Origin of the sequence: Nodosilinea nodulosa PCC 7104, from assembly GCF_000309385.1 — a bacterium.
Taxonomy (GTDB): domain Bacteria; phylum Cyanobacteriota; class Cyanobacteriia; order Phormidesmidales; family Phormidesmidaceae; genus Nodosilinea; species Nodosilinea nodulosa.
In genome coordinates this window covers 3,684,711-3,709,864 of record NZ_JH976537.1, presented here as the reverse complement: position 1 = coordinate 3,709,864, position 25,154 = coordinate 3,684,711, and the positions used below count along the sequence as shown (strand labels likewise).

The window sequence follows — 25,154 nt, the reverse complement described above, 5'->3', positions numbered from 1 at the left end:
CAAAAGAGTGATGGCCCCAGGGTCATCGGCTAGTTGGGCGCGCAGGTTGGTAAACAGGTCGAGAATGCGGCCTTTGCGCTGCACAAGGGTGGTCAGCGCCAGTTGTGCCGCCGTCGCATCGGTGGGCAGGTCATTGAGATGAAGACTGATAACAGCATTAGTCGTCCCTGCCATGGTAGCCAGGTACTCACGCTTGTGGGCATCAGAGCCCCCGACCAGGTTGCGGCTGAGAACCGTTTCTTCGATGGCCAGGCCTCGGCTCAAATAGGTGAGAGTCGGTTGCAGTTGGCCTTGAGCGTGGTAGAGCGCGGCCAGATTATTGAGGCTTTGGGCGGTAGCGGGATGGTCGGGGCCTAAGGCTTGCTCACTTATCGCCAGGGCGCGCTGATAGAGCGCTTTGGCCTCTGGGTAGCGCCCCTGCGACTCGTACAGCGCAGCCAGATTATTGAGGTTAGTGCCGGTAGCAGGATGGTCGGGGCCTAAGGCTTGCTCCCGAATCGCCAGGGCGCGCAGATAGAGCGGTTCGGCCTCTGGGTAGCGCCCCTGCGACCGATACAGTAAGGCCAAAGTAGCGAGGCTGAGGGCGGTATCAGGATGGTCGGGGCCTAAGGCTTGCTCCCGAATCGCCAGGGCGCGCTGATAGAGCGGTTCGGCCTCTGGGTAGCGCCCCTGCGACCGATACAGCACGGCCAGATTATTGAGGCTGCTGGCAGTTAAGGGATGGTCGGGGCCTAAGGCTTGCTCAATGATCGCCAGGGCGCGCTCGGCTAGAGGAATGGCTTCGGTATAGCGCCCCTGCGAAACGTACCGCGCGGCCAGATTATTGAGGCTGGTGGCGGTATCGGGATGGTCAGGGCCTAAGGCTTGCTCTCGAATCGCCAGGGCGCGCTGATAGAGCGGTTCGGCCTCTGGGTAGCGCCCCTGCGATAAATACAGCGCGGCCAGATTATTGAGGCAGAGGGCGGTAGCGGGATGGTCGGGGCCTAAGGCTTGCTCAGTGATCGCCAGGGCGCGCTGCAAGAGCGGTACCGCCTCTGGGTAGCGCCCCTGCGCCTCGTACAGCGCGGCCAGACTAGCGAGGCTGCCGGCGGTAGCGAAATGGTTGGGGCCTAAGGCTTGCTCATAAATGACCAGGGCGCGCTGCAAGAGCGGTTCGGCCTCTGGGTAGCGCCCTTGCGAAACGTACAGCACAGCCAAACTATTGAGGCTGCTGGCGGTAGCGAAATGGTTGGGGCCTAAGGCTTGCTCCCGGATCTCCAGGGCGCGCTGATAGAGTGGTTCTGCCTCTGAGTAACGCCCCTGCGACTCGTACAGCCCGGCCAGATTATTGAGGCTGAGGGCGGTAGCGGGATGGTCGGGGCCTAAGGCTTGCTCATTTATCGCCAGGGCGCGCTGATAGAGTGCTTCGGCCTCTGGGTAGCGCCCCTGCGCCTCGTACAGCGCGGCCAGATTATTGAGGCTGAGGGCGGTATCGGGATGGTCGGGGCCTAAGGCTTGCTCTCGAATCGCCAGGGCGCGCTCGGCCAGTGGAATTGCCTCGCCATAGCGACCCGCCTGGTAGAGCTCAGTCACCTGCTGCTTGAGTTGGTTCGCCAGGGCAAGGTTCTGGTCTCTGGCTGTAGCGACTCGCCACTCAAGTTGATATTGCCCCGTCTGACCCGCTTCAAGGGTTTTGGCAAGAATAGTGTAGGTACCCGTTACGGGCAAGGTAATCACAATCTGGGAATTAGTACCCCCGGCCCCATCATCATCTTCAGCAAGCGTCGCCTCATCTGGGCCGACCAGAATGAGGTAAGCATCAAAATCCTCGCTGGTGAGTTCGATGGCAAGCACTTCACCAGCCGTGCCCTCAAAGGTTTGAGTGCCGTAGTAGCTGCCATCGTCAAGCTGATTAGAGTTTTGGTCTAGGCGACCCGTTACCGTTTGAGGTGTACGAGCAGTCGCTTGTTGGGCAACCAATCCTGGGGCGGCCTTAACTGCTGCATTGACGACACCCAGCAGGGCCGTGCAAAGGCTAGTCACAGCCAGGATGCTCTTCCAACCAGAGGGCTTAATCGCCATAGGAACACCATTCAGATCAAGGGCTTGGCAAGAGAGATGGGGCGAATGGCTATGCCATTCGCAATGGCGTAGCCCACGGGAATAGGGCGCAATGCCCACTCCCGAAGTGCACACACCAAGGCGAACAGTCCGCCTTGGTGAAACGGCGCAGGGCAATTGATCAAGCTGTCTAGAAAATTGTCATGAATATACCTCAATCTGTTCACTGATTTTTCCAGAATTTCCTGAAATTTCAGCCTTGCTACTCTCAGTGCGGCCTAAATCCATCGTTAAAATCCCCGTAAACCGATCAATCGCTGACAGTCAGTAGACTGTGGGCAATTTCGCGGTGAGTATCCCTACTGAACAAATAAGGTGAGACCACCTGGGAAAGCTTTACGGTCGAGGTCTGAGAGGCCACAGCGAGACTTTGTGCCAAGGTTCTCACCAAGGGTTTCAAGGCCTTGCTTCTCGGCTTCTTAAAACAAGACCAATGGGAAACTGAGAAGGATAAAGGTAGTAAGGTCTACATTCGGGCCAGCTATATGGAGTTTATCCGCATCAAGGATCACTCAATTACCGATGAGAGCTAGCTCCTAGCGCTCGATCCGGCTTTCGGTTGGCTGAAGATTTTACGAAACGAGAAGGAACCCCCTCTCATTTCGTGTCAACAAGAGTGCGCTCACAAGCGTATCCGCTCGATTTCATCGAGCGAGATAGCATCTTCTCGCCGGTCATAGAGCGCCGTCGTCCGAATATCTTCATGCGCCGCAATTTTCTGCGCATTATCGCGGCTACCGCCATTGCGAAGGAAGTTAGTAATTCCACTTGCACGAAACGTGTGATTACACGCATCGGTGCTAACCCCTGCAGCAAGCGCGCGGCGCTTCACCATCGCCCAAGCTTCCTGGCGCTGTAACCGAACACCAGTGAGCGTTCGAGAGCGGCGAGGTGCAGTCTGGAAGAGGGGAGTAGTCTTCTCTTCCCAGAGATTCGCCTCATCCATATAGAGATCGAGGTACTCTTCAGCGGTATGGTGCACCGGCACTTCATGGTACTTGCCACCTTTCTCGTGGAGCCGGAACCAGTACCGTTTGCCCTTTGAGAAGTAGTCACCCACGTTCATTCCAAGCACAGCACCAATGCGAGCAAAGCTAAAAAACATCGCCGCAATGAGTGCGCGATCGCGCAGGCCCACAGTGTGGTCGGTGTCGATACTTGAGAGGAGCTCCTTCATCTCGTCATCGCTAACCACCGGGGTTTTGCCGCGCTTTACGCGATGCTTCACGCCGCGCACTTCTGCGGCTGGGTTCTCAAGGATCACACTACCGGTAACGAGCCATCGAAAGAGCGAACGAATAGCAGAGAGGTGCTGATTCCTCGTTTGCGCAGACCCTGGATGAACCTCCACGTACTGGGCCACGACAATTGAGTTCACCTGGTGGAGGTCGAGGCCGGGGTAACATTCCTCGAGCCAGTCAAAGAATCGAGTGAGGGCTCGGTAGTAGGCAAGCCGAGTGTTTGGGTTTCGGATCCCAGCGGTGAAAAACTCAAGATAGCGATAGGTGGTTCGCTCACTAGCTCTGCTCAAGATAGCTGGAAGGAAAAACTCAGCACCCGGAAGTACAGGCGAACTATTGCTTGGTGGCCGAATAAGATTGCTCACAGTGGATCCACTAAGGTATTGAGATCACGTGTATTAGTCCGGGTTCATTCTATGACATAAAAAGGGATTATGTAACAGAAAGGCTGGAGTAGGAAGGGGTTATTTCGTCCGCTGGAATCTCCCCTTCGAGAGTGACTCATTCGGGCGAAGAACGTGGAGGCGCAGCACCCTAAACCTGTAATTTACAGCCTTACGCCTGTACTACACCTGTAGTTACATAATTTGGTTGACTCCCTACACTTCACCATCTACCCTCTCTTAGACTCAATGGGAGGAGCTGCCATGCACATTACCAAGGAAGAGGTCTTCCTCCTCGCTCAGCAGTTCAAGGAGCAGGATCGCAAGATCACCGTAAGCTCCATTCGAGCAGCGTTAGGAAATCGTGGATCTTTCTCCACCATCTCAAATCACCTTCGCGAGTGGCGTAAGGAGGACCGTGAAAACCTCAGCGCAGCAAGTGATGAGGAGATTCCTGACCCAATTCGGGAGCTAGGTAGCCAGATGGTACGAGCCGTTTGGAAAGCAGCCTCCAACTGGTCGCAGCAAGAGATCCGAGCCATCAAGAAAGTCACTGCTGAGCAGACTAAAGAATTTGAAGAGGAAGTTAGGGAGGCCTTTCAGGAACTAGAGGCTCTTCAGGAGAAGAACTCCAAGCTGGAGGAAGAACTCACTACAGTCAGCAGTGAACGCAACCAGCTAACCCAAGAGGCCTATTCTCATTCCCAGGTGCTTGGGCAGCTTCGAGGTGAACTAGAGGGGGCAAAAACTCGGTGTTCTGATCTGGAAAAGCACATTCAGAGCCTATCGGAACGAGTGACCCAGGAAACCGCTCGGGCTGCCACTGCCGAGGCACAACTTTCTCGGGTGGAGAATGATCTGGAGCGTGAGCGATCGCGATCGCAGGATCTATCAGACAAGCTGACCAAGGAAGCGCGAGAGGCTGCTATGTATCGGGAGCAGGTGGCACAGCTTCAAAAAACCTCAAGCGAGAGATCCCCGATATAAAGAGCTTTTCACGCTCAAATCTCCTCTCCTCTATATGCAAGCTTTTGCTGAAGCCCACCTTGGAGAAGCAACTGTCCAACAGATTGTTGGACAATCCCGTAGGGCCACAATCTCAAAAGCATTGAGATGATCAAAGACCCTACCCAGCGGCTCTGGTACATCCAGAAGACCCTAACGAATTTACTGGCCAGAATCACGGCACCAATCAACTTGTCCTTTCCGCACCCAAAAGTGGCATTTGCAGTCGTTGAGCTGTCGTACTGATGGATTAAGCGTAGGCCGCTTCAACCAGTCCATAAACACCTGCCATGAAGGATGGCGAGCGGTGTTGAGTGATAGAAGAATAATCTCGTCACACCCACCAGGACAACGTAAACAAGCCCATTTTTGATATTGTCGGTCTCCAACGATAACGATTTCGCCAGGAGCTACTTCTTCAGGGCTTGGATGGGAAAGTGCTTCTCGGCCTATAAAGTCGGGCTTTGGAATCAGACGAAACGAGACGAGAATGCGTCGGAGTATGGAACGCAGAAACATAGAGCTATACCTGATCAAGAAAAGGCTCAACATCTCCCTGCCCCCAGCACCCACTTTGGGCGCATACTGGGCAATGCTCATCAATACGAGCTCCTTGCCTCCGATCTTCGACGAGGTGGTATCTTCTGAATCGTTGAGCTATGGATCCATCAGCTCCACGGAACCCTTGAACACGGTGCACTAGTTCCTCAAGGGCCATGAGCGCTACATCTGTTGTGAAGAGCACCACGGCGGGACTCGGGTTGCCTTCTCCTATGACATAGGCTTCAAGCTTTCTCTGCTCGTACTCCTCGGGTTGCTCGCGTTTTAAGGTTTCATCACGGGCGATAACCGGATCGATGATTTCGCGGCACAGTAAGCAGGGATGACCCGGTAGAAGCGTTGTAACTCTGCCATCTAATGCATTTATATCTGGAGGATCTGAGGAAGATACCTCGATCGCTAGACCCACATCAAAAACCGGAGTGAGGTAAAAGTAGGCAAAGCGATTCAGCATCAAGCGACCAGCATGATCATCGGTGCAGCTAAACACCACATCACAGGCTTTCAGAGCGTCTCGGCATTGTGGATCGCCTATCCAGGATTGATGGCTTCTCACTTCTACACCAATGCCCAAGTCAGTTAGCGATCGCGCCACTACCTCTACCTTAGGCCGCTGCTCCTGAGCGTCATGCCATGTCGCACCATGGAGTCGGTTCAGGTTACTTTCCTCGACGACATCCTTGTCAAACAGAGCGATTTGTCGAATGCCTAGCTTCGGTAACAGCATGGCTACGGCGCTGCCTGTTCCGCCACAACCCACTACGCCGACCCGCAACATAGACAGGTCTTGAGTCAGGGACTGGCCAAAAGCAAGGGACTGCCGATGAAACACGCCGGGGAGATCACCTTCACCGCGACCGGGATAACGAAGCTGGATCCGATTTCCAACAGAGGAAATGAGATGGAGCGGTTGGTGCTCTTGGTGATTGAGCCAGCATCGTCCAATCAAGTTTTCGCTTGAAGTCAGAACGAGGCTTAATAGCCTTGTTGTATCTCCATTCCGATTATGGGCAAGCTGTACCAAATCCGGTTCGTTGCTATCGTCTTGATCGGAAAATGCCGCGAAGCCACCAGGATGACTGTGAACAAGCGCGACTGTCAGCCCTTTGTCTTGAGCCTGTCTTAGAGCCTGAACAAAGGAGTCGGTCTTCCAAGTGATGTGTTGGGACGAGTGGGAAATGATGTCTTCATCAGGGACAGGCAAAACCTCGAAGGACAGGTATTTCCAGCGAGGAAGATTCGTCCACGGATCAGACTTGATGTAAGCTTGGCTACAAAGCAGGTAGGCGGCTCGTTCACGGCCATCGGATTGAAGGAGCCTGTCGTTTAGCTCGCGAAGGTGACGTTCCTGTAAGACTAAGCTGGTCATGCGGCCACCTCAAGGGCATGTTCTACGCGCTTGAGCATTGTCCAGATGCCATCAACTCCACGTCGCCACTCGTTGTTGTGGCGCGACCAGCGCTGCCATGACAATCCGTTGAAGTTAAAAGCGTGGTCAGCAGCTTTGGGGTAGCGGCTTTCGGTAGTGAGTTTCGCCCAAGGTTGTAGATAGAACATGTCGGGCGGGACATCTGGGTAACCTGATGGCAGCAAGATGAGCACATCGGCTTGGAGTACGTCGTATTTGTTGGGTGGCAGCTTAAAGGCAGGAAAAACCACCCCCTTGTTACGGCCATCTACAATTTCCTGAAAGGTGAAGCCCTTGCTCTGTAGGTATTCTCGATCGCTGGCGGGTAAGAAACTCATGGCCTAACCCTCCGTCGTGGTTTTCTTGCCGGTGAAGAAGCGCTCAACCCCAGGAGCTTGGAGATCTACCGTTTCGGTATTTTCGATAGGGCGGTCTTCTCCTCCCCGCACCTCTAGCCAGACTCCGTAGGATTGGGGGTCAACTCCAGCAAGCTGTTTGAGCTTTAGCCCTGTAATGAGCGGTGCGCCCCACTCGAATCGGCGACCATCAATGACAAATCGAAATGAGCGATCGCTGCGCCAGGTGATGAAGCGCTCAATCCCGCCCTGCCTGAGATCGACGGTTTCGTCTAAGCGAATTTCTTCAAGCTGCCCATCGGGAAGCAGGTAGAAAATCAGGTACTCGTCTGCTGGCCGCTTTTTCGCCACCTCTAGAAGCTGAAGCCCCGTGATGACAGGGTCAGCGACCGAATAAGGCATCTTATCGATAGTGACCCGGAAATTCTGTAACGTAACCATAATCTAAACCTCCGTATTGCGAGAGTGAGTTCTAATTGCGATACTGCAATTCTGTTTATGTTATTGCACATGTGACGTAGAATTGCAAGCAAGCAACTGGAGGGGAGATGGGAAAGGTCGAGTTCAACGCAGAGGCGTTCTATGCAGCGTTAGACAGCCAGCGGCAGTCTAAGAAGCTGACGTGGAAACAGGTCGCTGCGGAATCTGGAGTGAGTGCGTCCACGCTGACTCGTATGGCGCAGGGCAAAAGACCCGACGTTGATAGCCTCGCAGCTTTGCTAGATTGGTCAGGTCTAAAGGCCGAATTGTTTGTCCAGGGAGGGCAGAAGACTCAGGCAGAGTCGGATCCACTTGCTCAAATCACCGCTTACCTACGAGCCGATCGCCACCTCACCCCTGAGGGATCCGCCGCCATTGAGGCGATTGTCAAAGCGGCCTATGAAAAACTGCGTAAGGATAGCTAGCGATGGGGTTTCGCCGAGGGTTTAAGACGGAAGCTAACGCTTACTCCAAGGAATTCCGTGCGGAACTGGGATTGCGCCCCCATGAACCACTTTGCCCCTGGAGGCTAGCTGAGCATTTGGAGATCCCGATTCTTCCTCTTTCTGAATTTAGGGATGAGCTCCCAGATGAAACCGACTACTTGATGCAGGCAGGCGATACAGCTTTCTCTGCGGTCACGGTGTTTCACGGAAGTCGCCGCTTGATAGTCCATAACGACGGGCATAGTTCTCGGCGGCAAGCCTCTAACATCGCCCACGAGCTGAGCCATGGAATTTTAGGTCATCCACCAACCGCACCCTTTGGTGAACATGGCTGTCGGAACTTCAATCAGGAGATAGAAGCGGAAGCCAATTGGCTTGGCCCTGCCCTCCTGATTTCAGTGGAAGCTGCTCTCCATATTGTTAGGAGGAGCATGAGCGTGGCCCAGGCAAGTGAGCTCTATCAGGTTACCGAAGAGGTGATCAATATGCGGCTCAATGTTACAGGGGCTCGAAAACGATTGGCCCGCAGACGAGCCTGACCCAAGACGGGCGGGGTATCATTGGGTACTCTTCCCCCTATGGAATAGCTGAAATGCTTGCTGAATGACTGCTGCGCTCCTGGAGACTGTTTAAGGAGGCTAGACCAAGCAAGCCCACGAGAAGGAACTACTCATGCTCACAGGCGAGATTCGATCGCAAATTAACACCATCTGGGATGCCTTCTGGTCGGGGGGTATCTCAAACCCGCTGGAGGTGATTGAGCAGATTACCTATTTGCTGTTTTTGCGGCGGCTGGATGAGCTGCACACCCTGGAGGAGAACAAGGCGAACCGGACGAAGAAGCCGATGGAGCGCCGGGTGTTTCCGGAAGGCGTTGACTCGAAGGAGCGGCCCTATGAAGACCTGCGCTGGTCGCGCTTCAAGCATATGGAAGCGCGGGAGATGTATGAGGTGGTGGGTGAGCATGTGTTTCCGTTTTTGCGGACGGAGTTTTTGAGCAGCTATGGGGATGGCTCTACCTACGCCCAGCACATGCGGGATGCTCGCTTTACGATACCGACTCCGGCGCTGCTGGCGAAGGTGGTGGACTTGCTCGACCATGTGCCGATGGACGATCGCGACACCAAGGGCGATCTCTATGAGTACATGCTGGGCAAGATTGCCAGTGCAGGGCAGAATGGGCAGTTTCGCACACCGCGCCATATCATTCAGCTGATGGTGGAGCTGACGCAGCCTACGCCGAAGGATGTGATTTGCGACCCGGCCAGTGGCACCTGTGGTTTTTTGGTGACGGCGGGTGAGTACCTGCGGGAGCACCACCGCGAGATCTTTCAAGACCCCAAACTGAAGGAACACTTCCATCACGGCATGTTTCACGGGTTTGATTTTGACGGCACGATGCTGCGGATTGGCAGTATGAACATGCTGCTGCATGGGGTCGAAAACCCGGCTGTGGTGTATCGCGACTCGCTGGCCCAAGACCATTCGGGGGAAGAGGGCAAGTACACCCTGGTGCTGGCGAATCCGCCATTTGCGGGATCGTTAGATTACGAGAATACGGCCAAAGACCTTCAGCAGATCGTCAAAACCAAAAAGACTGAGCTGCTGTTTTTGGCGCTGTTTTTACGGTTGCTAAAAACAGGGGGACGGGCGGCGGTAATTGTGCCAGATGGGGTAATGTTTGGCTCGTCGAAGGCTCACAAGGAGCTGCGGAAAATCTTAGTAGAGAACCAAAAGCTGGATGCGGTGATTAAGCTGCCAGGTGGGGTGTTTAAGCCCTATGCGGGGGTCTCAACGGCGATTTTGCTGTTTACCAAAACTGAGTCGGGCGGCACGGATGAGGTTTGGTTTTATGAGGTGGAAGCAGATGGTTGGAGCCTGGATGACAAGCGTCAGCCGCTGCTGTCGGAGGAGAAGCTGGGCGTAGCACCGAAGCTGCCGCTGGTGGATGAGGAACACGCGAAGAATAATTTGCCAGATGTGTTGGCCCGCTGGCAGGAGCGGGATGGCAGTGAGCGAGAGCGATCCCGCACGGCCCAGAGTTTTTGTGTGCCAAAGGCAGAGATCGTCGAAGCGGGTTATGACCTAAGCCTGAACCGTTATAAGGAGGTGGTACATGAGGAAGTAGATCATGTGCCGCCTCAAGAGATTTTATCAACCCTGGCAGAAATTGAAACCAAGATTCAGAAAGGAATGCTGGATCTGAAGGAGATGCTGGGATGAAACTGACCAAGGTCAAATTAGCTGAGATAACTCTTATCAATCCAACACTCTCAGACAAGTTAGCTGATGAGAATCAGCAAGTAGCTTTTGTACCAATGGCATCAGTGCAAGCAGATCCACCACAGGTGCAAGTGGCAGAGTCCCGCACTCTTTCCTCAGTAAAGAGTGGCTTTAGTTACTTTCAAGATGGCGACATCTTAGTAGCTAAGATAACTCCCTGCTTTGAAAACGGGAAAATCGCACAAGCTCGCATCGAATATCAACACGGCTTTGGATCAACAGAATTTCATGTTGTTCGTCCAAAAAGTGATCAACTTGACGGGCAATATCTTCTTCATTTTCTTCGGCAAAACCATATTCGCCGTCAAGGTGAACGTAGGATGACAGGCAGCGCAGGTCAGCGCCGAGTCCCAAAAGTATTTTTGGAATCCTTAGAAATTTATTTGCCCCCGATCGCAGAGCAAAGGCGCATTGCGGCAATTTTAAACAAGGCCGAGGAACTGCGGGAGTTGAGGCGGCAGGCATTGCGGGAATTGGATGCGATCGCTCAATCTATCTTCATCGAAATGTTTGGCGATCCAATAAACAACCCAAAAGAATGGACAAGGTCCAGACTGGGAGAACATCTAAATTTGATTGGAGGTTTTGCTTTTGAAAGCAAAGACTTTACCGCAACTGGAATACCTCTAATCAGAATTGGAACAATCAATCAAGGGAGTTTCAAAGGCTCTGATTTGGTCTATTTGCCCAAGTCTTTTTGTAAGAAGTATGAAAAGTTTCTGGTTTTCCCAGGTGACATTTTGATCACTTTAACGGGTACTATCGGGAAGAATGATTACGGAAATATTTTCATCCTAGGAAACCAGCACGAAAAATACTTCTTGAACCAGAGGGTCGCAAAGATATCGCTTAATAGTGATGCATTTAATCCACTGTATTTTCTTTACGTGTTCAAGCAAATGTCGGTCAAAGGGAGCCTAACCAAGCTAAGTAGAGGAATTAGACAGGCTAATATTAGCAACGATGATATTTTGAATTTGGCAATTCCACTTCCTCCTACGCCTATACAGCAAGAATTTGCTCGTCGCATTGAATCCATCGAACAACTCAAAGCCATCCACTGCCAATCCCTTCCTCATCTCGATGTCCTATTTACCTCGCTTCAACACCGCGCTTTTCGAGGAGAGCTATAAGAATGCGCGGTCGTCTTATTGATGCGTGGAAGTATACATGGCTTGAGCTTTGGGAACCTCTTGAGCAACTAGAAATTTTTTCTGATGACGTTTATACGGCTCTCTTTGAAGAACTAGAAAAGGCTCTTTTAGAACGACTACACTACAAAGAAACGCCTGCCGAAGAAATTGACGAACGGTCTCTAAAAGCCCTCTTGGAAGGAGATGATATCTATGCGCCTCTCCTAAGTGAACAGGATCTTGCTAACACCTATATTCAAAGCAGCAAGAGTGATGAACCAATCAAAGTCGGACTCAAATTCTTTTCTAGGAAAGCATTTCGAGAAAGAATTTATGTTAATACTGCGAATGATTCTTTATTATCTAAAAACTTTATCCAAGGATTAGATTCGGCAAACTTTGCAGGCGATCCTGCATTGGTGATGTTTTTTCAGAATGCATATGATGTATTTGCCGAGTATAACGAAGAACTCTGTGACGAGTATTTCAAATATCTCAATGACTTTATTATCTGTCACAACCTCCGATACAAGCTTCAACGCTCTCCTTTCCGACTTCAACCTCACCTTCCAGGGGTTTTCGCGGCGCTGTTCTCAGAGATTTTAAGAACTTCAGAAGACGATATTCACATGTTGGAGCTGGTGAAAGACTTTGAGCATTCATTCAATACATTGAGCAGATCCCAGCGTGAAGTCGATATGAAAACCTGCATCGCAAAAGCGTGTAATCTGGTTGAAGCTGTGGGAAGCAGGCATACTGAATCTAAAGGTTCTGAATCTAAGGGTTCTGATCTTGGGACCCTATGTGCCTCTATTAACTGCTGGCCTCATCCTGCGTTACGAGATGCGATCAGAAAGATTTATGCGTTTTGCTCAGACTATCCTGGGATCCGTCATGCAGGCTCACCCAAATCTAAACTGAGACCTCTTGATTTGAGAGACTCTATTATTGTGCCTATTTTACTCCTTGCGGCATCGAGCTATTTCTTAACCGAACAAAATCTAACAGATATACTTGGAATCAATGCAGAGGATGTATAGCAGTAAAGCTTCTAATCCAGTTGTGCTCTGTATCAGAGGGGCTTTGAAGTGTAACCTCATTTCGAGGAGGATAAAACTATGAGCGCCATCCTGTCCGAGTTTACCCTCGAAAACTTTAAGAGCTATCGCATCGGTCGGCTCCCCCTTGGCCCCCTCACCGTGCTCATCGGCGCAAATGCCTCCGGCAAAAGCAACGCACTAGAAGGGCTGCGGTTTCTCTCCTGGCTGGCCCAGGGCCAAAAGCTCAGCAGCATTCAACACGCCGTCAACGACGCCGATCGCATCGTGCGGGGACGAGTCGATGACCTCTGCCATCGGGGCGAATCCAGCTTTTCCGTGGGTTGCTCCCTACAAGGAAGCGAATGGAATCAGCTCACCATGGCGCTCACTCTTCGAGATGGTGACCTACACATTAGTAGCGAATCCATCACCAACACAGAGAATCAAGTAAAGCTCTACGAGCTTGACCAACCCTCTCAAGGGGTCGGCACCGATGTGGGTGTGGCTTACAACAACTTCGCCAGAGGACCAAACAAACCCCACATCACCTGTAGCGATCAAATGGCGATCTTCGTGCAGTTCGATAGCCCTGCCACCTTCAACGCCAGGCACGAGCAGTCGCAACAGGTCATTCCAGCCACCGTGCGCGACTACCAGCGGGTGCTAGAGAACGTGCTGTTTCTTGACCCCGTTCCCGCCAGAATGCGGGAATACAGCTTCACTACCGAAAAACGGTTGCAAGGCGATGGCACCAACCTCTCCAGCGTGCTCTATCGGCTTTGGAACGAAGCAGAAGCTAACCAACAAGCCATTTTAGACTTCATTCAAAGCCTGCCCGAGCAGGCCATCACCGGCATCGACTTTTTGACCGGGCCTCGGGGCGAGGTCATGGTGCGCTTGCAGGAAACCTTTGGGGCAGCCGAGCGCTATTGTGAGGCGGCGCTCCTCTCCGATGGCACGCTGCGGGTGCTAGCCATTGCGGCGGCTATGCTCTCGGCCACCGAGGGCAGTTTAGTGGTGATTGAAGAGATTGATAACGGGGTGCACCCCAGCCGGGCCGAGCATCTCTTGACCAGCATTCGGGCGATCGCCGAGCGGCGCAACCTGCGGGTACTGCTCTCGACCCACAACCCAGCGCTAATGGATGCCCTTCCTGATGCGGCCCTTGGCGATGTCGTCTTTTGCTACCGCGACCCGCAGGATGGCAGTAGTCGCCTGGTCAAACTGGGCGAGATAGACGACTTCCCTGGACTGGTATCTCAAGGGCCGCTGGGGCAGTTGGTCACCACTGGAGTGGTTGATCGCTTTGTTAAGTCGCCCATCACCCCCGAAGAGCGAAAGCAACGGGCCATGGATTGGCTGGCTAGCCTCCAGAGTCAACCAGCATGAGCAGCGTTTGTTTGATCGACACCAGCATTTTTCTAAATCTGCTGGATGTTCCCTACTGCAACGAATCCAGGTCAGAGGTCGCCGAGGATTTTACAACCTTTGCTGAGGCAGGATGCAGCTTTTTGCTGCCCATGGCCACCATTCTAGAAACCGGCAACCACATTGCCCAAAACGGTGATGGTAATCTTCGGCGCGAAACGGCTCAGCGGTTTGTCCTTGCTGTTAAGGGTGCATTTTCTGGAGAAGCTCCCTGGAGACCCGTCGTGTTTCCAGTCACCGAAGAGATCGTGTCGTGGATTGACACGTTCCCCAACTGCGCTGGACGCAACAAAGCCCCTGACAAGCAAGAAGGCACCAGCTTCGGCGATCTCACCATCATTCAAGAATTTGAAAAAGCCTGTACCCGCTTTCCCATGAGTGAGGTTTTCATCTGGTCGCTCGACAGCGACCTACAGAGCTACCGCCAAAATCCCTAAGTTGCATCCGAAGTTCTTTGCCAATTCACCGGGGATAGCAGAAATACTTTGTAAAAAGATCAAAGGCTTCTCTATTCCCATCTGCCAGATCTTGAAAGGCCTTGCTACGTTTAGGGAACGCTTTGCCTGGCGGCAGCTATTGAGGCCAAACGATCACCCATGAGCATTCACTTCCAGTTTCTCCAAGCCGAGTGGCCTCAACTCTACGAAGCCGCTGCCAAGGCCGAGGGCTTTGTCTACCCCGACCCCCGCGCCGCCTGCTTCTATAGCCGCCGTGCCCTAGAGCTTGCTGTCACCTGGCTGTTTGAGTGCGATGGTAGCCTGCGCCAACCGTACAAAGACGACCTCAGTGCCTACCTGTTTGAGCCCAGCTTCAAGAGCCTCGTCGGCCCGGCCCTGCATACCAAGCTCGACATCATTCGCCGCAATGGTAACCACGCCGTCCATAGCAACCGCGCCATTCAAGTCGAAGATGCGATCGCTACCCTCAGAGAGCTGTTTCACTTTTGCTACTGGCTCGGGCGCAACTACGGCATTAAACCCAGCGATAAACCCGCGCCTAAGGCTACCTTTAACCCTAACCAGCTGCCCAAAACCTCCCCAGTGCCACCCCAAACCGTGGCCCAGCTGCAACAACTAGCCGATCAGCTCGCCGCCAAAGATGAGCAACTCGCCAAAGCCAACGCCGCAAACACCACCCTTCAAGCCGAAATTGAAGCGCTCCAAGCTGCGGTTGCCCAGGCCAAAGCTGAAAACGCCGCCCAACCCGACACCCACGACTACACCGAAGCCGAAACCCGCGACTACTTCATTGACCTGCTGCTCAAGGAATCTGGCTGGCCTCTCAATCAAGTGCGCGATCGCGAATACCCCGTGCAAGGGATGCCCAACAACGCTGGCGACGGCTTTGTCGACTACGTGCTCTGGGGCGACGACGGCAAACCCCTGGGTCTTATAGAAGCTAAAAGAACCAAACGAGACCCTGAAGTAGGGCAACAGCAGGCTAAACTCTACGCCGACTGCCTGGAGCAGCAATTTGGTCAGCGTCCAGTCATCTTCTACACCAATGGCTACGAGCACTGGATGTGGGACGACGCCAGCTACCCTCCTCGCCAGGTGCAGGGCTTTCTGAAAAAGACCGAACTGGAGCTGATCATCCAGCGGCGCAGCACCAAGCGATCGCTCCTCACCGCCGAAACTGATCACAATATCGCTGGTCGCTACTACCAGACCCGCGCCATCCGTCGCATTTGCGAACCTTTTGAGCACCACAACGAACGTAAAGCCCTGCTGGTAATGGCCACGGGAGCGGGTAAAACTCGTACCGTGGTCGCCCTCTGTGAGCTACTCATGCGCTGCAACTGGGCCAAGAGAGTACTGTTCCTAGCCGATCGCGTAGCGCTGGTGAACCAAGCCGCCAACGCCTTTAAAGAATTCCTACCCGCCTCTAGCCCCGTCAACCTTGTCACCGAAAAGAACGCCGAAGGTCGTGTCTACGTCTCCACCTATCCCACCATGATGGGACTAATTAACGACGTGGGCGATGGACAGCGTAAGTTTGGCGTCGGCCACTTTGACCTGGTAATCATCGACGAAGCCCACCGCTCGGTCTATCAGAAGTATCGCGCCATTTTTGACTACTTTGATTCCTTTCTGGTCGGCCTCACAGCCACACCACGAGAAGAGATCGATTTCAACACCTACAAGTTGTTTGATCTCGAAACCCGCGTGCCCACCGACGTGTACACCCTGGAAGATGCCGTGCGCGATCGCTTCCTGGTGCCACCGAAAGCGGTCTCTGTGCCCCTCAAGTTTCAGCGCCAGGGCATCCACTACGATGAGCTGTCAGAGGAAGAAAAAGAACGGTGGGATGAGCTGGAATGGAATGAAGACGGCGACATCCCTGATAGCGTTGACTCCAGGGCGGTTAACGAGTGGCTATTCAACACCGACACAGTAGATAAGGTGCTGGCTCACCTCATGACCCGTGGCCTTAAGGTCGAAGGGGGCGATCGCCTGGGCAAGACCATCATCTTTGCCAAGAATAATGAGCACGCTAAGTTTATCTACGAGCGCTTTAACGCCAACTATCCCCACTACAACGGTGAATTTGCTCGTATCGTCACTTACAAGACCGAGTACGCCCAAGATCTGATCAACAAGTTCTCCCAAGCAAACCAAGCTCCCCACATCGCCATTTCCGTCGATATGCTCGACACCGGCATCGACGTGCCTGAAGTCGTGAACCTGGTGCTTTTCAAGCTGGTGCGATCCAAAACCAAATTCTGGCAAATGCTGGGGCGCGGTACCCGCCTGAAACCAGAGCTGTTTGGCCCCGGCTTAGACAAAGAATTTTTCTACCTATTCGACTACTGCCAAAACCTGGAGTTCTTTCGCCAAAACCCTGAACCCACCGACGGTGCCCCCAGCAAATCCCTTCGTAAAAGCCTCTTCACCAAACGGCTAGAGTTATTGAGCGAACTCGATAAGCGCATCCCAGCCGGTGCAGGCGCTAGCGAACAGCCCGGCAGCTATGGCGACACCCTGCTTGACCCAACCACTGAAGGAGAGATGAGACGGGCGATCGCCTCCCAACTCCACGGCGAAGTCGCCGCCATGAACCTGGATAACTTCATCGTGCGCCCTCAGCGTCAACGGGTAGAAACCTACGCCGACCCCAAAGCGTGGGATATTCTACAACCTGAACAGATTCAAGAACTCGCCAATGACATCGCCGGACTCCCTACAGAACTGCCTGCCGAAAATGAAGAGGCCAAGCGGTTTGACTTCCTGCTGCTGAGCCTGCAATTGGCCCGACTGAAGGCCGATCCAAAGTTCGTAGTGTTGAGCCTGAAGGTACGTGCGATCGCAGCTGCCTTAGCCGAAAAAGACAGCATCCCCATGGTGCGCGAGCAGATGGAGTTGATCGAGGATGTTCAGACCGATCTGTGGTGGCAGGATGTCACTATCCCCATGCTGGAGCGGGTACGAAGAAAGCTGCGATCGCTCGTTCGGCTAATCGAGAAAGCAGAGCGGCAACCGATCTACACCGACTTCACCGACGAACTCGGCGACGAAACCATCATCGAAATGGAAGTCTTCAGCAACGGTGGCGATGACTTTGAGCGCTTCCGTGAGAAAGCCAGGCACTTCCTGCGTGACCACAAGAATCACATCACCATTCACAAGCTACGCTTTAATGAGCCGCTCACCCCCACCGACCTCAGTGAGCTGGAGCGTATGCTGCTAGAGTCTGGTGTGGGCACCCCAGAGCACTTGGCTCGGGCCAAAGCAGAAAGCCAGGGGCTAGGCTTATTCATTCGTTCCCTCGTCGGGCTTGACCAAGAAGCCGCCAAGCAAGCATTTGGTGAGTTCCTCGCGGGTACTACTACCTCAGCCAACCAAATCGAATTTATCAACTTGATCATTGATCGCCTCACCCAGCAGGGCACTATCGAAGTCGGCGATCTTTACGAGTCACCCTATATCGATATCAACTCCCAAGGCCCTGACGGCATCTTTAACCCTGGCCAGATAGATTCTTTACTATCAGCTTTAGATAGAATTCGAGCCGCAGCTGCCGCTTAATGACTTTGCCATTAAGCGAAAAGGTAGCCAAAAACTTCCATATTGCAGGTTCTCTATTCACCTCTTTATTTTTGTTTCCCCTGTTTGGGGAGAGCTTTCCTCGATTGATCGACGAGGTACGCCTCAATGGTCCGCATGTGCTGCTCCGGGCTTGCCCGATTAGCCACCCAATCACACAGCAGCTCGACGTTGTAGAGAATCATCCGTCGGCCTGAATTCGTGTACACCCAGTGGATTCCTTCGATCAGGTATCCCTGTTTCAGCCGATAATTCTTCAGGCACGAAGACGATAGCCCGATGAGCTTGACGGCATCAGCGGTCTTGACCCAGGCTGGAGAAATTACATTCGATGGCTTGGCAATTGCCCGTGCACCATGTTGGTGGCTGCTCATGACGGTTCTTTCTGTCAGGTTAGGGTGAATGAGGGGGAAGAGAGCTGAGGCACCCTCTTCCCCCTTTGGAAGTGCTCTGGAGGCTGCTCAGCCTCAATCCGAGCTGAAGAAGGCAAGACTATTTGCCGTTATTCATTTCAATAAGCGGCAACGTTCTGGTGTCTAACGCTTCAGGCGGATTTTGAGCATCCATCAATTGGCGATATCGGCGGGTAATCCTGCGAGCACGGGAGTTAAAGCGCTTCGTTTCGATTTGTGCCCTTCGATAGGCTCGATTAAATCGCCACCGTGCTCTGGCTAACTGAAGCTCAAGTCGCTCAATCTGGGCGTTATGGTTGGCAATTTCCAGACTCATCAGGTCAATCAGTTGCTCTGTTGTCAAAGGTGGTAGAAAGCCGGAGCTGTTTTCTAATTCCTCTTCTTTCATCTCTATCCACAGGCTGAGCTCCGCCTCTTCCCATCCCAACGCAACCCCTAATCCTAGATTTGTCGCTGAAAATAGCCCTGCACCGAGCATGGCTCCTATCCCAGCGATCGCATTCCCGGCTCCTGCATCAAGAGAGTTGTTAACTATGGTGAGAAGTCCCGGTAACGCAAAACCTGTCTCAGCCACAAACAATACTCCGAGCGAGCTAATTAATGCCAACGAGAATACCGGGTACAGTCGGCTGCCCCTAGCATGTGCGAGAAATCGCCGCTCAGAAAATACCGCAATCTGGCTTTTCGCCCCAATAGACACTGACATGGCCGAAAGCGTAAATATCGCTGCCAGAGTAGGATTCTCGCTGAGCTGAAACACATCAAGCTCAAATAAATCACACAGACCAAGGAAAGTGAGAACCGAAAGACCGCATGAGATCCAGGTTGAAAGGTTCTTAAGCGCTTCGAGCTTATGCTGCTTCCGTTCTAACTCGGTCTTGGGACGCCTTTTTTGATGAGGTGAATACTGATTCTCTTGAGCAAGCGCTTCTCTCTGCTGCTCGAATTTGAACACCAAGTGTTCTCCATGAGCAAGTAGTCTCCCTATCTCGCTCTCTAGCCATTTCACCTCCTGATTTTCATGTATGACAACTACAGTGGCGCTATGAGTTTGGTGATACAGGTGGGCGAATTCCGCTGGAACATTCGCCTTAAGGAATTCAGCAAAGGGTTGGGTATGCACGTCACTGAGCAGATCCTTTGCCTCAAACGTTCCATATCCCCAAGGGGTAGCCGGGAGGCGCTCAAACAGTGAACTCAGGGACTCGATGAATGGCTCAATTACATTCCAATAAATTTTGCTGAGAATTGATTGTTTGCGTCTCATTTCTGCTCTTCTCCTAGATCTTTGATGACTTCCTGTAATTCGCTCGGGAGTTGTCCTGAAAACTCGATGTGCTCTTGAATCGGACTAAATGAGCTCGATAGCTTCAGGCTGGTATCTGCCTCAAGTCCTGCGATGTAGAGTTTGAAATTGTCGTAACTTCCGAGCGTATTTATCTCATGCCTAAGCTCAGGTAAAAGCGTTGGATCGCCTAATCCTTTACTAAGAATGACGACATGTAGGGCCTCATCTTTCTCGATTGTTTCTGCCGCAATCAGCGTCGCTCGATGAACTGCCTGAATAAACGACTGCGACTGTGCATCGACTACGGCAAGACTGCTGTAAACCTCCCTAATTGACTCTTTACTCATTCGATCTGAGTAACGGTTAGACAATCCATCACCCTGCATCACATCAACGATCAGGCCATTGTATTTAGGCATCTTCTGATGCAGCTCTTGCAGAAACCCTTGAGCGTATTGCAACTCTTCTGGAGTGCTGCAATCTATGGCGATATAAAGCGTTGTAGGCGTAAACGAATCCGCCTTTTGATGATTAACGGCCTGCCCTATCAGGCCTATCCCTAAAATGCCAAGGCCAAGCGTGGCCGTAATAGCGTTGTTCATGGAATTTGCTCCGTTATGACACTTCGAAACGAACCCTTATGTGAGGGTGCTAGTCGGTCAGATTAAGAGTGGTTGCCTCAGCTGCCTCATCGTCTGGATATAGGCTACTAACTAGCATTTGCTCGGCCTCGAAGACCGGCATGTCTGTGAGTATGGCCAGTAGCTTTACCACCAACGATTGAAGATCATGTCGCAGCTCCAAGAGCTCCTGTGAGATGGTGTTAATCTCCCCCTGGAGCCTTACTACTGACTCTTGAAAATCACTTCCTGCCAGTCCTGATAGGAACATGTCTCGCGCATAGGCGTGCATACTGGAGCAGCCACTTGCTCTAGCTTTAGTTTTCAGATCGTCTTCCAAGTAGCTGCTAACGCGAAAGCTAATTGTGATGGATGAAGTCGTTTTTGGCATGGTTGTAAGCGTCCATAAATACCGCAGATAGTCATTTGCAGCTGTTTTCTAAGCTAAATTGCAGGCACTGCCTGGCATCCCGAATGTCATTCATAGCAAGGGTTTCGAGGATTTTTGACTGAACTATCAGGTGTCCGGAAAATTCTGAAAAATTAGTTCAGAATCGTTCCATGGAATGTCATCCAAGGATGGTTTGTTGGTCTTACCTAAGAGGAGGGAATTTCGTGACAAACATAGATGCACTTTTTTATGGCATGGAAAAAAGGATTGCATAGGTGAATAGTTTGATGCCTCAAGTTAGGGGGATTAACTTAAGTCGGTTAACTCCCGCCTGCACTTCCTTATCTCCATGCTTCTTTTGGTACCGCTCGAAGAACTGAAGAACGTACTCTTTCATTCCTGAAAAGTGTGCCAGTTTCTGCTTCCAATGCATGTCCAAGCTATTCCTTGGGCTTTTTCTTAATGGGCCGTGGAGGTTTGGCTCCTGAATTATCTCCAGGCTTCCGTGGCCCATGTGGTTTGGTGGATCGCGGCGCATCTCCACCTTCTGCGTCTGGAGGACTTAGCTTAAGTTGTGCCAGCTCTTCTTCTGTCCAAGGAGTCGGAATAGTGCGAACAAACCGTTCATCAATGCGGTCATAGCCAACCACGCCACCATCTCCATCATCGAGCCGCTCTGGCCGCATCTTCGTAATCTCCTGCCAGGAATAGGTATGGTAGTGAATGCCCTCTCCAGGAAGGCTAAAATAGCCACTCAGGCCGTTCTTTGGCCCCGGTACAGGAAGCTCTCGCTCATCTAGTTCTTGCGGCAATATGGTTGTGCGCTCTGTACGCTGGTAGGAGACACCGCTGATAGAAGGTGGTTTATCTGGATTCGGCACCTGGGGTGTATAGGTGGTCTGAATTACCTCATGCTTGCCGATAGCATCGCTTATGTATTTGGCAGAATCACTATCCATTGGAAACATCGCCTTATGTCGCGACAGCCCCCAGATAGATTTGGCTATGTTCTCGCCAAACTCCTCAACAAAAGAGGCCATGTTTAGCACGCTGCTCACCATGCAGACCGATTTCGAGCGTCCCAATTGGAGCAGTTGCTCAAAGGCGACTAACTTTCCGGTAGCAATGAGCTCGTCAATATAGAGCCACACCCGCCGCTCTGGATCATCGGGCAACTGCTTTAAGCGAGCCGCAATGGAAGAAAACAGTAGGGCATTAATCGTCTTGAGGGCATCGGGGTATTCGTAGTCAGAACCCAACACCAATACATACTCACCTCGTATCCAGTCTGTAATCGAAAACTCACGAGTCGCTACCTCCCAGGAGGCTGCAATCAAATGAAACTGATCAAGTTCAGCCCGAACTGACATGAAAATTTCATTGCGCTCGCCTTTTTTGACCTTGAAATAATCATCTAAGTCATGGGGGCGAGGATTCCACTGCTGAATCAGAGCATGAGCAATCGCAGTATTTGAGAAAGCATTGATTAAGTCTCGCAGGGTCCAGCTTTCCCCCTTAGCCCGTTGTAGCGAGACAATGACGGCTGTCAGAAGCGCTACGGCTGTTTGGGTGAAAAACCTGTTATCTCCTTTCACCTCTGGAATGAAGGTGCGAGCAAACTCGCGTGCCTTACCTGGAGAATTGATGTCCTTCCCTATAGCCCACCGGGCGGCTCGCTTATCAAGGGGATTCAAAATCACATAGAGTGGCCCGTCCTCGCCGATTCCAAGACCCAGGGCTTCTAAATAGGGGAGCAAGTTACTCTTGGCATCTACCACGATGGCTCGGTAGTTTGGATTAAAGCCAATACCGGCTAGGGTCTTGGTCATCATCACCTCAAGCCAGGTAGACTTCCCAGCTCCGGTGTTACCAATCAGGATAAAGTGGAGCGCCTCGTTCTTCTTAGCGATAAATGTTGCACCCCAAGGGATGAGCCCTCTGAGCTCCCTTTTATTCAGCCGTCCCCACACTCGTCTAAACTCTGCGGGCTCACGTAATGATCGCCCTCGAATTGTTCCTGATGGGGACGGCAGCGGCGTAGGAAGTGTAAGCACGACACTACCGACTAAGGCCGTGACAAACGCCGCGATAAGAAAGCTTAGAGAAGCAGGTACTCCCTGAATCAATAGGCGAAGAATAAGCTGGGTTCCCCACCAACTTAGTAGGAGCAGTAGGAACGGCAGGAGTACCTTCTCAATTTCAGAAATGGCTTTGGTTCTACCTTTCAGGAGCCCAGTATGAACTACCTCACACAGTCCGCCGATATAAAGAGCCGTAATCATCAGGGCACAGGCATGGGATAGCCACTCCCCACCGTTCCACATTGCCAAGTCTGCATTATTGAGACTTTTGCTTATCCACAGAACCCAGAGGCCATAGAGCCTGGGCGTACTGATGTAGAGCCAACCAGCTGTCAGCAGCCACACGATTAGTTTAGGCATGGTAGTGTTACAACCTCTCTCGAATAATTTGTTCGCGAACACTGGCCACGATGTAGGCCGGGTAACGAAGCCCAAGGCCCGTGGCCAAGAAGAAAAAGACAGCGACAATCACCCACACAAGCAACAGAGGGAGCGTGCTCCAGGTGGTGAGTGCCTTAAACATGAGCACTGGTTCAAGCAGCACAAGAATTAGCCAGAGCACCATGGCAATAAGCCACCGCGCGGCGCAGCTGATGACTTGAGATAACGAGCGGTATCGAGCGATCGCAAGCTCTTCTGAAAACCCTTCAAGGTATCGGTAGAGCCAGAGGACGCAGAAAAGCAGGATAGCTCCATGCGCCCATTGGTTATTGATCCACGCGAGGGGGAAAAAGCTGAAAAGCTTTCCTCCCGTTTGGGCTAGGCTTTCAGTAAACCCGCCCATGCGAGGGTAGACGTAATAGGCAAGCAGAGGCACTCCAGCCGCAAAAAGCCCCCGCCTGATGATGTGTGGAAACATCAGACCTCCTCAATGATTTGGTAATAGTTAAAAAGTGGTTGGTGCAAGCGATGGCTTGCGTAGGATTGACAGGCGCTACAAAAACCGCTGGAGCACGAAAATCAGCACACTTCCGCTCACGGCTCCAAAGAAGGCCCACAGGAAAGAGAAAACCGGCGATGTACCACTAGATGCGTGCTGCGCCATCTGCTTACTGAGACGTTTGGCTATCACATGAATCTCAGCTGCTACATCACGGCAATCCTGAATCTGCCCCCGGCTAAGAGCCTGGAGAGTGACTAGATGAGCTTTCATTTCACCCACAAGAACTCGTAGATCATCCGGGATAGGTGCAATCGCTACCCGTGCATGGGTGAGCGAAAGCAGCGCAAGAAACATCGGATCATTGGGTTCAACCTGGGTTTTCTCCAGGATGCGGTACACCTTCAGTTTGGTTTGTAGGTCAACGCCCTCAAGCACCAGGTCGAGGGTAGCGAGATCTTCATCGGGAATATCACCCAGAGGCTTATGGTTCATAACATCCCCGCTTGCTCAATCTGCTGAAACGCTTGCCGGAGAAAGTGCTTGATGCGCTGTCGCGATACCACCGTCAGGTCTTTGTGACTCTCCGCTGCGGAGAGAGTTAGCTGGTGCGCTTCAATGAAATTTCGCTCCAGATAGGAACACTTCGGCAGATCGATCACCGGGATCGAATGATCCTCAATGAGTGCCTGAAACTTCGGATCTTGATCAACATGTGACCAGTCGTCGCAGAGCCCCCAGTTCCTCACGAATACGTGGGGCATCCACTCGCCCAGGTCAGCAACCGTTTTGTAGAAAAGCTGAACAGAGTCGTACCCGCCGTTAGAAACGTACCAGTGACAGAACGATACCCCCTCACGTTCTGCTAGTTCATACAGTGCATCTTCGGTAAACCAGGCAAGCATTGCCTGGTGCACTTGAGCAGGGAGGTTGGCAACGACGGGTTTTTTCTGAGCTTCAGCAAAGAGCGCATCGGCCTTACTGCGCTTTCTTTCATCTTCGCTGAAATAGGCAAGAATGACCTCCTCTAGCTCCTTGTAGATGCGGCCAACATCAGGATTCACGCGATCGCACTCAGCAATGGTGAATTCCCGCCCTTTGCTTCTAAGGGATTCAATCAACAGACGGGTATAGAAGCTCTTCCCGACGCCCCCTTTCCGGCCTCCCACAAAGTGGAGGCGTGAATTATTAAACCGTGGAACCATAGGTTCACCTCCATTACGTGACTACAGATTCTCAAACTCGTCTTCGCTCGCTTGGGCACGAGGATCTCGGCCATACAGTGCTGGTCTTGGCAGCGTTGCTGGCTTTGGCTCAGCACGCTTTGCCCACTGTGACAACAATAGATGAGACAGCTTAGCCAGTCCCAATTAGAGTAGAAGGAACGGTTATCCCGCATGTCAGACTCTATGCAATCGCAGCTCTTGAATCCTGAAAACAATGGGAAAGCCGCCCGTCTAGATCCCGAAGTTCTAGAAAAACCTGTCCGCCGTCAATTCACCGCCGCTTATAAGCTCGAGATGGTACAAGCTGCAGATCGGTGCACTGAGCTGGGTCAAATCGGGGCCTTACTG

Annotated in this window: 23 protein-coding genes; 9 read left to right on the top strand and 14 right to left on the bottom strand. The window is 52.3% G+C overall.

The window, feature by feature from the left end:
* Positions 1-2,022: tetratricopeptide repeat protein (locus LEPTO7104_RS34280; protein WP_225887003.1), on the bottom strand; the 2,022-nt coding region annotated here is incomplete at its 3' end.
* A gap of 700 nt (positions 2,023-2,722) precedes the next feature.
* Positions 2,723-3,706, bottom strand: a complete 984-nt coding sequence (locus tag LEPTO7104_RS0117135; RefSeq protein ID WP_026072798.1) for a tyrosine-type recombinase/integrase — start codon at positions 3,704-3,706, stop codon at positions 2,723-2,725.
* 282 nt (positions 3,707-3,988) lie between these two features.
* Between LEPTO7104_RS0117135 and LEPTO7104_RS0117130 the strand changes: the two genes are divergently transcribed.
* Positions 3,989-4,711, top strand: a complete 723-nt coding sequence (locus tag LEPTO7104_RS0117130; protein WP_196358126.1) for a DNA-binding protein — start codon at positions 3,989-3,991, stop codon at positions 4,709-4,711.
* Positions 4,712-4,891: 180 nt separating this feature from the next.
* On the opposite strand, the gene LEPTO7104_RS43670 is transcribed toward LEPTO7104_RS0117130, so the two are convergent.
* The 4 genes from LEPTO7104_RS43670 to LEPTO7104_RS0117110 are packed head-to-tail and all read right to left on the bottom strand — an operon-like array spanning position 4,892 to position 7,495.
* Positions 4,892-5,248 (bottom strand): ubiquitination-like system serine protease family protein, encoded by a 357-nt coding sequence (locus LEPTO7104_RS43670; RefSeq protein WP_071527272.1) that lies wholly within the window; start codon positions 5,246-5,248, stop codon positions 4,892-4,894.
* A gap of 4 nt (positions 5,249-5,252) precedes the next feature.
* Positions 5,253-6,659, bottom strand: a complete 1,407-nt coding sequence (locus tag LEPTO7104_RS0117120; RefSeq protein WP_017299807.1) for a ThiF family adenylyltransferase — start codon at positions 6,657-6,659, stop codon at positions 5,253-5,255.
* Positions 6,656-7,036, bottom strand: coding sequence for an E2/UBC family protein (locus LEPTO7104_RS0117115; protein WP_017299806.1), 381 nt, complete (start codon positions 7,034-7,036; stop codon positions 6,656-6,658). Before LEPTO7104_RS0117115 ends, LEPTO7104_RS0117120 begins: the two co-directional genes overlap by 4 nt.
* Before the next feature lie 3 nt (positions 7,037-7,039).
* A complete protein-coding gene (locus LEPTO7104_RS0117110; RefSeq protein ID WP_225887002.1) occupies positions 7,040-7,495 on the bottom strand; it encodes a multiubiquitin domain-containing protein in 456 nt (151 codons plus the stop codon).
* Positions 7,496-7,602: 107 nt separating this feature from the next.
* Here LEPTO7104_RS0117110 and LEPTO7104_RS0117105 point away from each other — a divergent pair, with 107 nt between their 5' ends.
* From LEPTO7104_RS0117105 to LEPTO7104_RS0117065, 8 genes are all read left to right on the top strand, one after another.
* Complete coding sequence (locus LEPTO7104_RS0117105) at positions 7,603-7,959, top strand: helix-turn-helix domain-containing protein (RefSeq protein WP_017299804.1); 357 nt, start codon at positions 7,603-7,605, stop codon at positions 7,957-7,959.
* A 2-nt stretch (positions 7,960-7,961) separates the two neighbouring features.
* Complete coding sequence (locus LEPTO7104_RS0117100) at positions 7,962-8,519, top strand: ImmA/IrrE family metallo-endopeptidase (protein ID WP_017299803.1); 558 nt, start codon at positions 7,962-7,964, stop codon at positions 8,517-8,519.
* Between the two features lie 133 nt (positions 8,520-8,652).
* A complete protein-coding gene (locus LEPTO7104_RS0117095) occupies positions 8,653-10,203 on the top strand; it encodes a type I restriction-modification system subunit M (RefSeq protein WP_017299802.1) in 1,551 nt (516 codons plus the stop codon).
* Complete coding sequence (locus LEPTO7104_RS34275; RefSeq protein WP_071527271.1) at positions 10,200-11,396, top strand: restriction endonuclease subunit S; 1,197 nt, start codon at positions 10,200-10,202, stop codon at positions 11,394-11,396. The genes LEPTO7104_RS0117095 and LEPTO7104_RS34275 overlap by 4 nt, the downstream gene beginning before the upstream one ends.
* A 2-nt stretch (positions 11,397-11,398) precedes the next feature.
* Positions 11,399-12,436 (top strand): hypothetical protein, encoded by a 1,038-nt coding sequence (locus LEPTO7104_RS0117080; protein ID WP_017299799.1) that lies wholly within the window; start codon positions 11,399-11,401, stop codon positions 12,434-12,436.
* Positions 12,437-12,514: 78 nt separating this feature from the next.
* Positions 12,515-13,825, top strand: a complete 1,311-nt coding sequence (locus tag LEPTO7104_RS0117075; protein WP_017299798.1) for an AAA family ATPase — start codon at positions 12,515-12,517, stop codon at positions 13,823-13,825.
* Positions 13,822-14,301, top strand: coding sequence for a hypothetical protein (locus LEPTO7104_RS0117070; protein WP_017299797.1), 480 nt, complete (start codon positions 13,822-13,824; stop codon positions 14,299-14,301). Before LEPTO7104_RS0117075 ends, LEPTO7104_RS0117070 begins: the two co-directional genes overlap by 4 nt.
* 159 nt (positions 14,302-14,460) lie before the next feature.
* The gene (locus LEPTO7104_RS0117065) at positions 14,461-17,889 is read left to right on the top strand and encodes a DEAD/DEAH box helicase family protein (RefSeq protein WP_017299796.1); all 3,429 of its coding nucleotides are present in this window, start codon (positions 14,461-14,463) and stop codon (positions 17,887-17,889) included.
* 65 nt (positions 17,890-17,954) lie between these two features.
* Here LEPTO7104_RS0117065 and LEPTO7104_RS0117060 read toward each other — a convergent pair whose 3' ends face one another.
* From LEPTO7104_RS0117060 to LEPTO7104_RS0117020, 8 genes are all read right to left on the bottom strand, one after another.
* On the bottom strand, positions 17,955-18,281 hold the full coding sequence (locus tag LEPTO7104_RS0117060; protein WP_017299795.1) for a hypothetical protein: 327 nt from the start codon (positions 18,279-18,281) through the stop codon (positions 17,955-17,957).
* A 118-nt stretch (positions 18,282-18,399) separates the two neighbouring features.
* Complete coding sequence (locus tag LEPTO7104_RS0117055; protein WP_017299794.1) at positions 18,400-19,587, bottom strand: hypothetical protein; 1,188 nt, start codon at positions 19,585-19,587, stop codon at positions 18,400-18,402.
* The gene (locus LEPTO7104_RS0117050) at positions 19,584-20,210 is read right to left on the bottom strand and encodes a hypothetical protein (protein ID WP_017299793.1); all 627 of its coding nucleotides are present in this window, start codon (positions 20,208-20,210) and stop codon (positions 19,584-19,586) included. Before LEPTO7104_RS0117050 ends, LEPTO7104_RS0117055 begins: the two co-directional genes overlap by 4 nt.
* 49 nt (positions 20,211-20,259) lie before the next feature.
* On the bottom strand, positions 20,260-20,619 hold the full coding sequence (locus LEPTO7104_RS41240; protein ID WP_196358125.1) for a hypothetical protein: 360 nt from the start codon (positions 20,617-20,619) through the stop codon (positions 20,260-20,262).
* Between the two features lie 440 nt (positions 20,620-21,059).
* On the bottom strand, positions 21,060-23,060 hold the full coding sequence (locus LEPTO7104_RS0117035) for a type IV secretion system DNA-binding domain-containing protein (protein WP_017299790.1): 2,001 nt from the start codon (positions 23,058-23,060) through the stop codon (positions 21,060-21,062).
* Between the two features lie 7 nt (positions 23,061-23,067).
* Entirely contained in the window at positions 23,068-23,559 is a 492-nt protein-coding gene (locus LEPTO7104_RS0117030; protein WP_017299789.1) for a hypothetical protein, read from the bottom strand.
* Between the two features lie 75 nt (positions 23,560-23,634).
* Positions 23,635-24,075 carry a DUF6753 family protein gene (locus tag LEPTO7104_RS0117025; protein WP_017299788.1) on the bottom strand — a complete coding sequence of 147 codons (441 nt, stop codon included), beginning with the start codon at positions 24,073-24,075 and terminating at the stop codon, positions 23,635-23,637.
* The gene (locus tag LEPTO7104_RS0117020; protein ID WP_017299787.1) at positions 24,072-24,785 is read right to left on the bottom strand and encodes a P-loop NTPase family protein; all 714 of its coding nucleotides are present in this window, start codon (positions 24,783-24,785) and stop codon (positions 24,072-24,074) included. The genes LEPTO7104_RS0117025 and LEPTO7104_RS0117020 overlap by 4 nt, the downstream gene beginning before the upstream one ends.
* Positions 24,786-25,154: the final 369 nt, after the last annotated feature.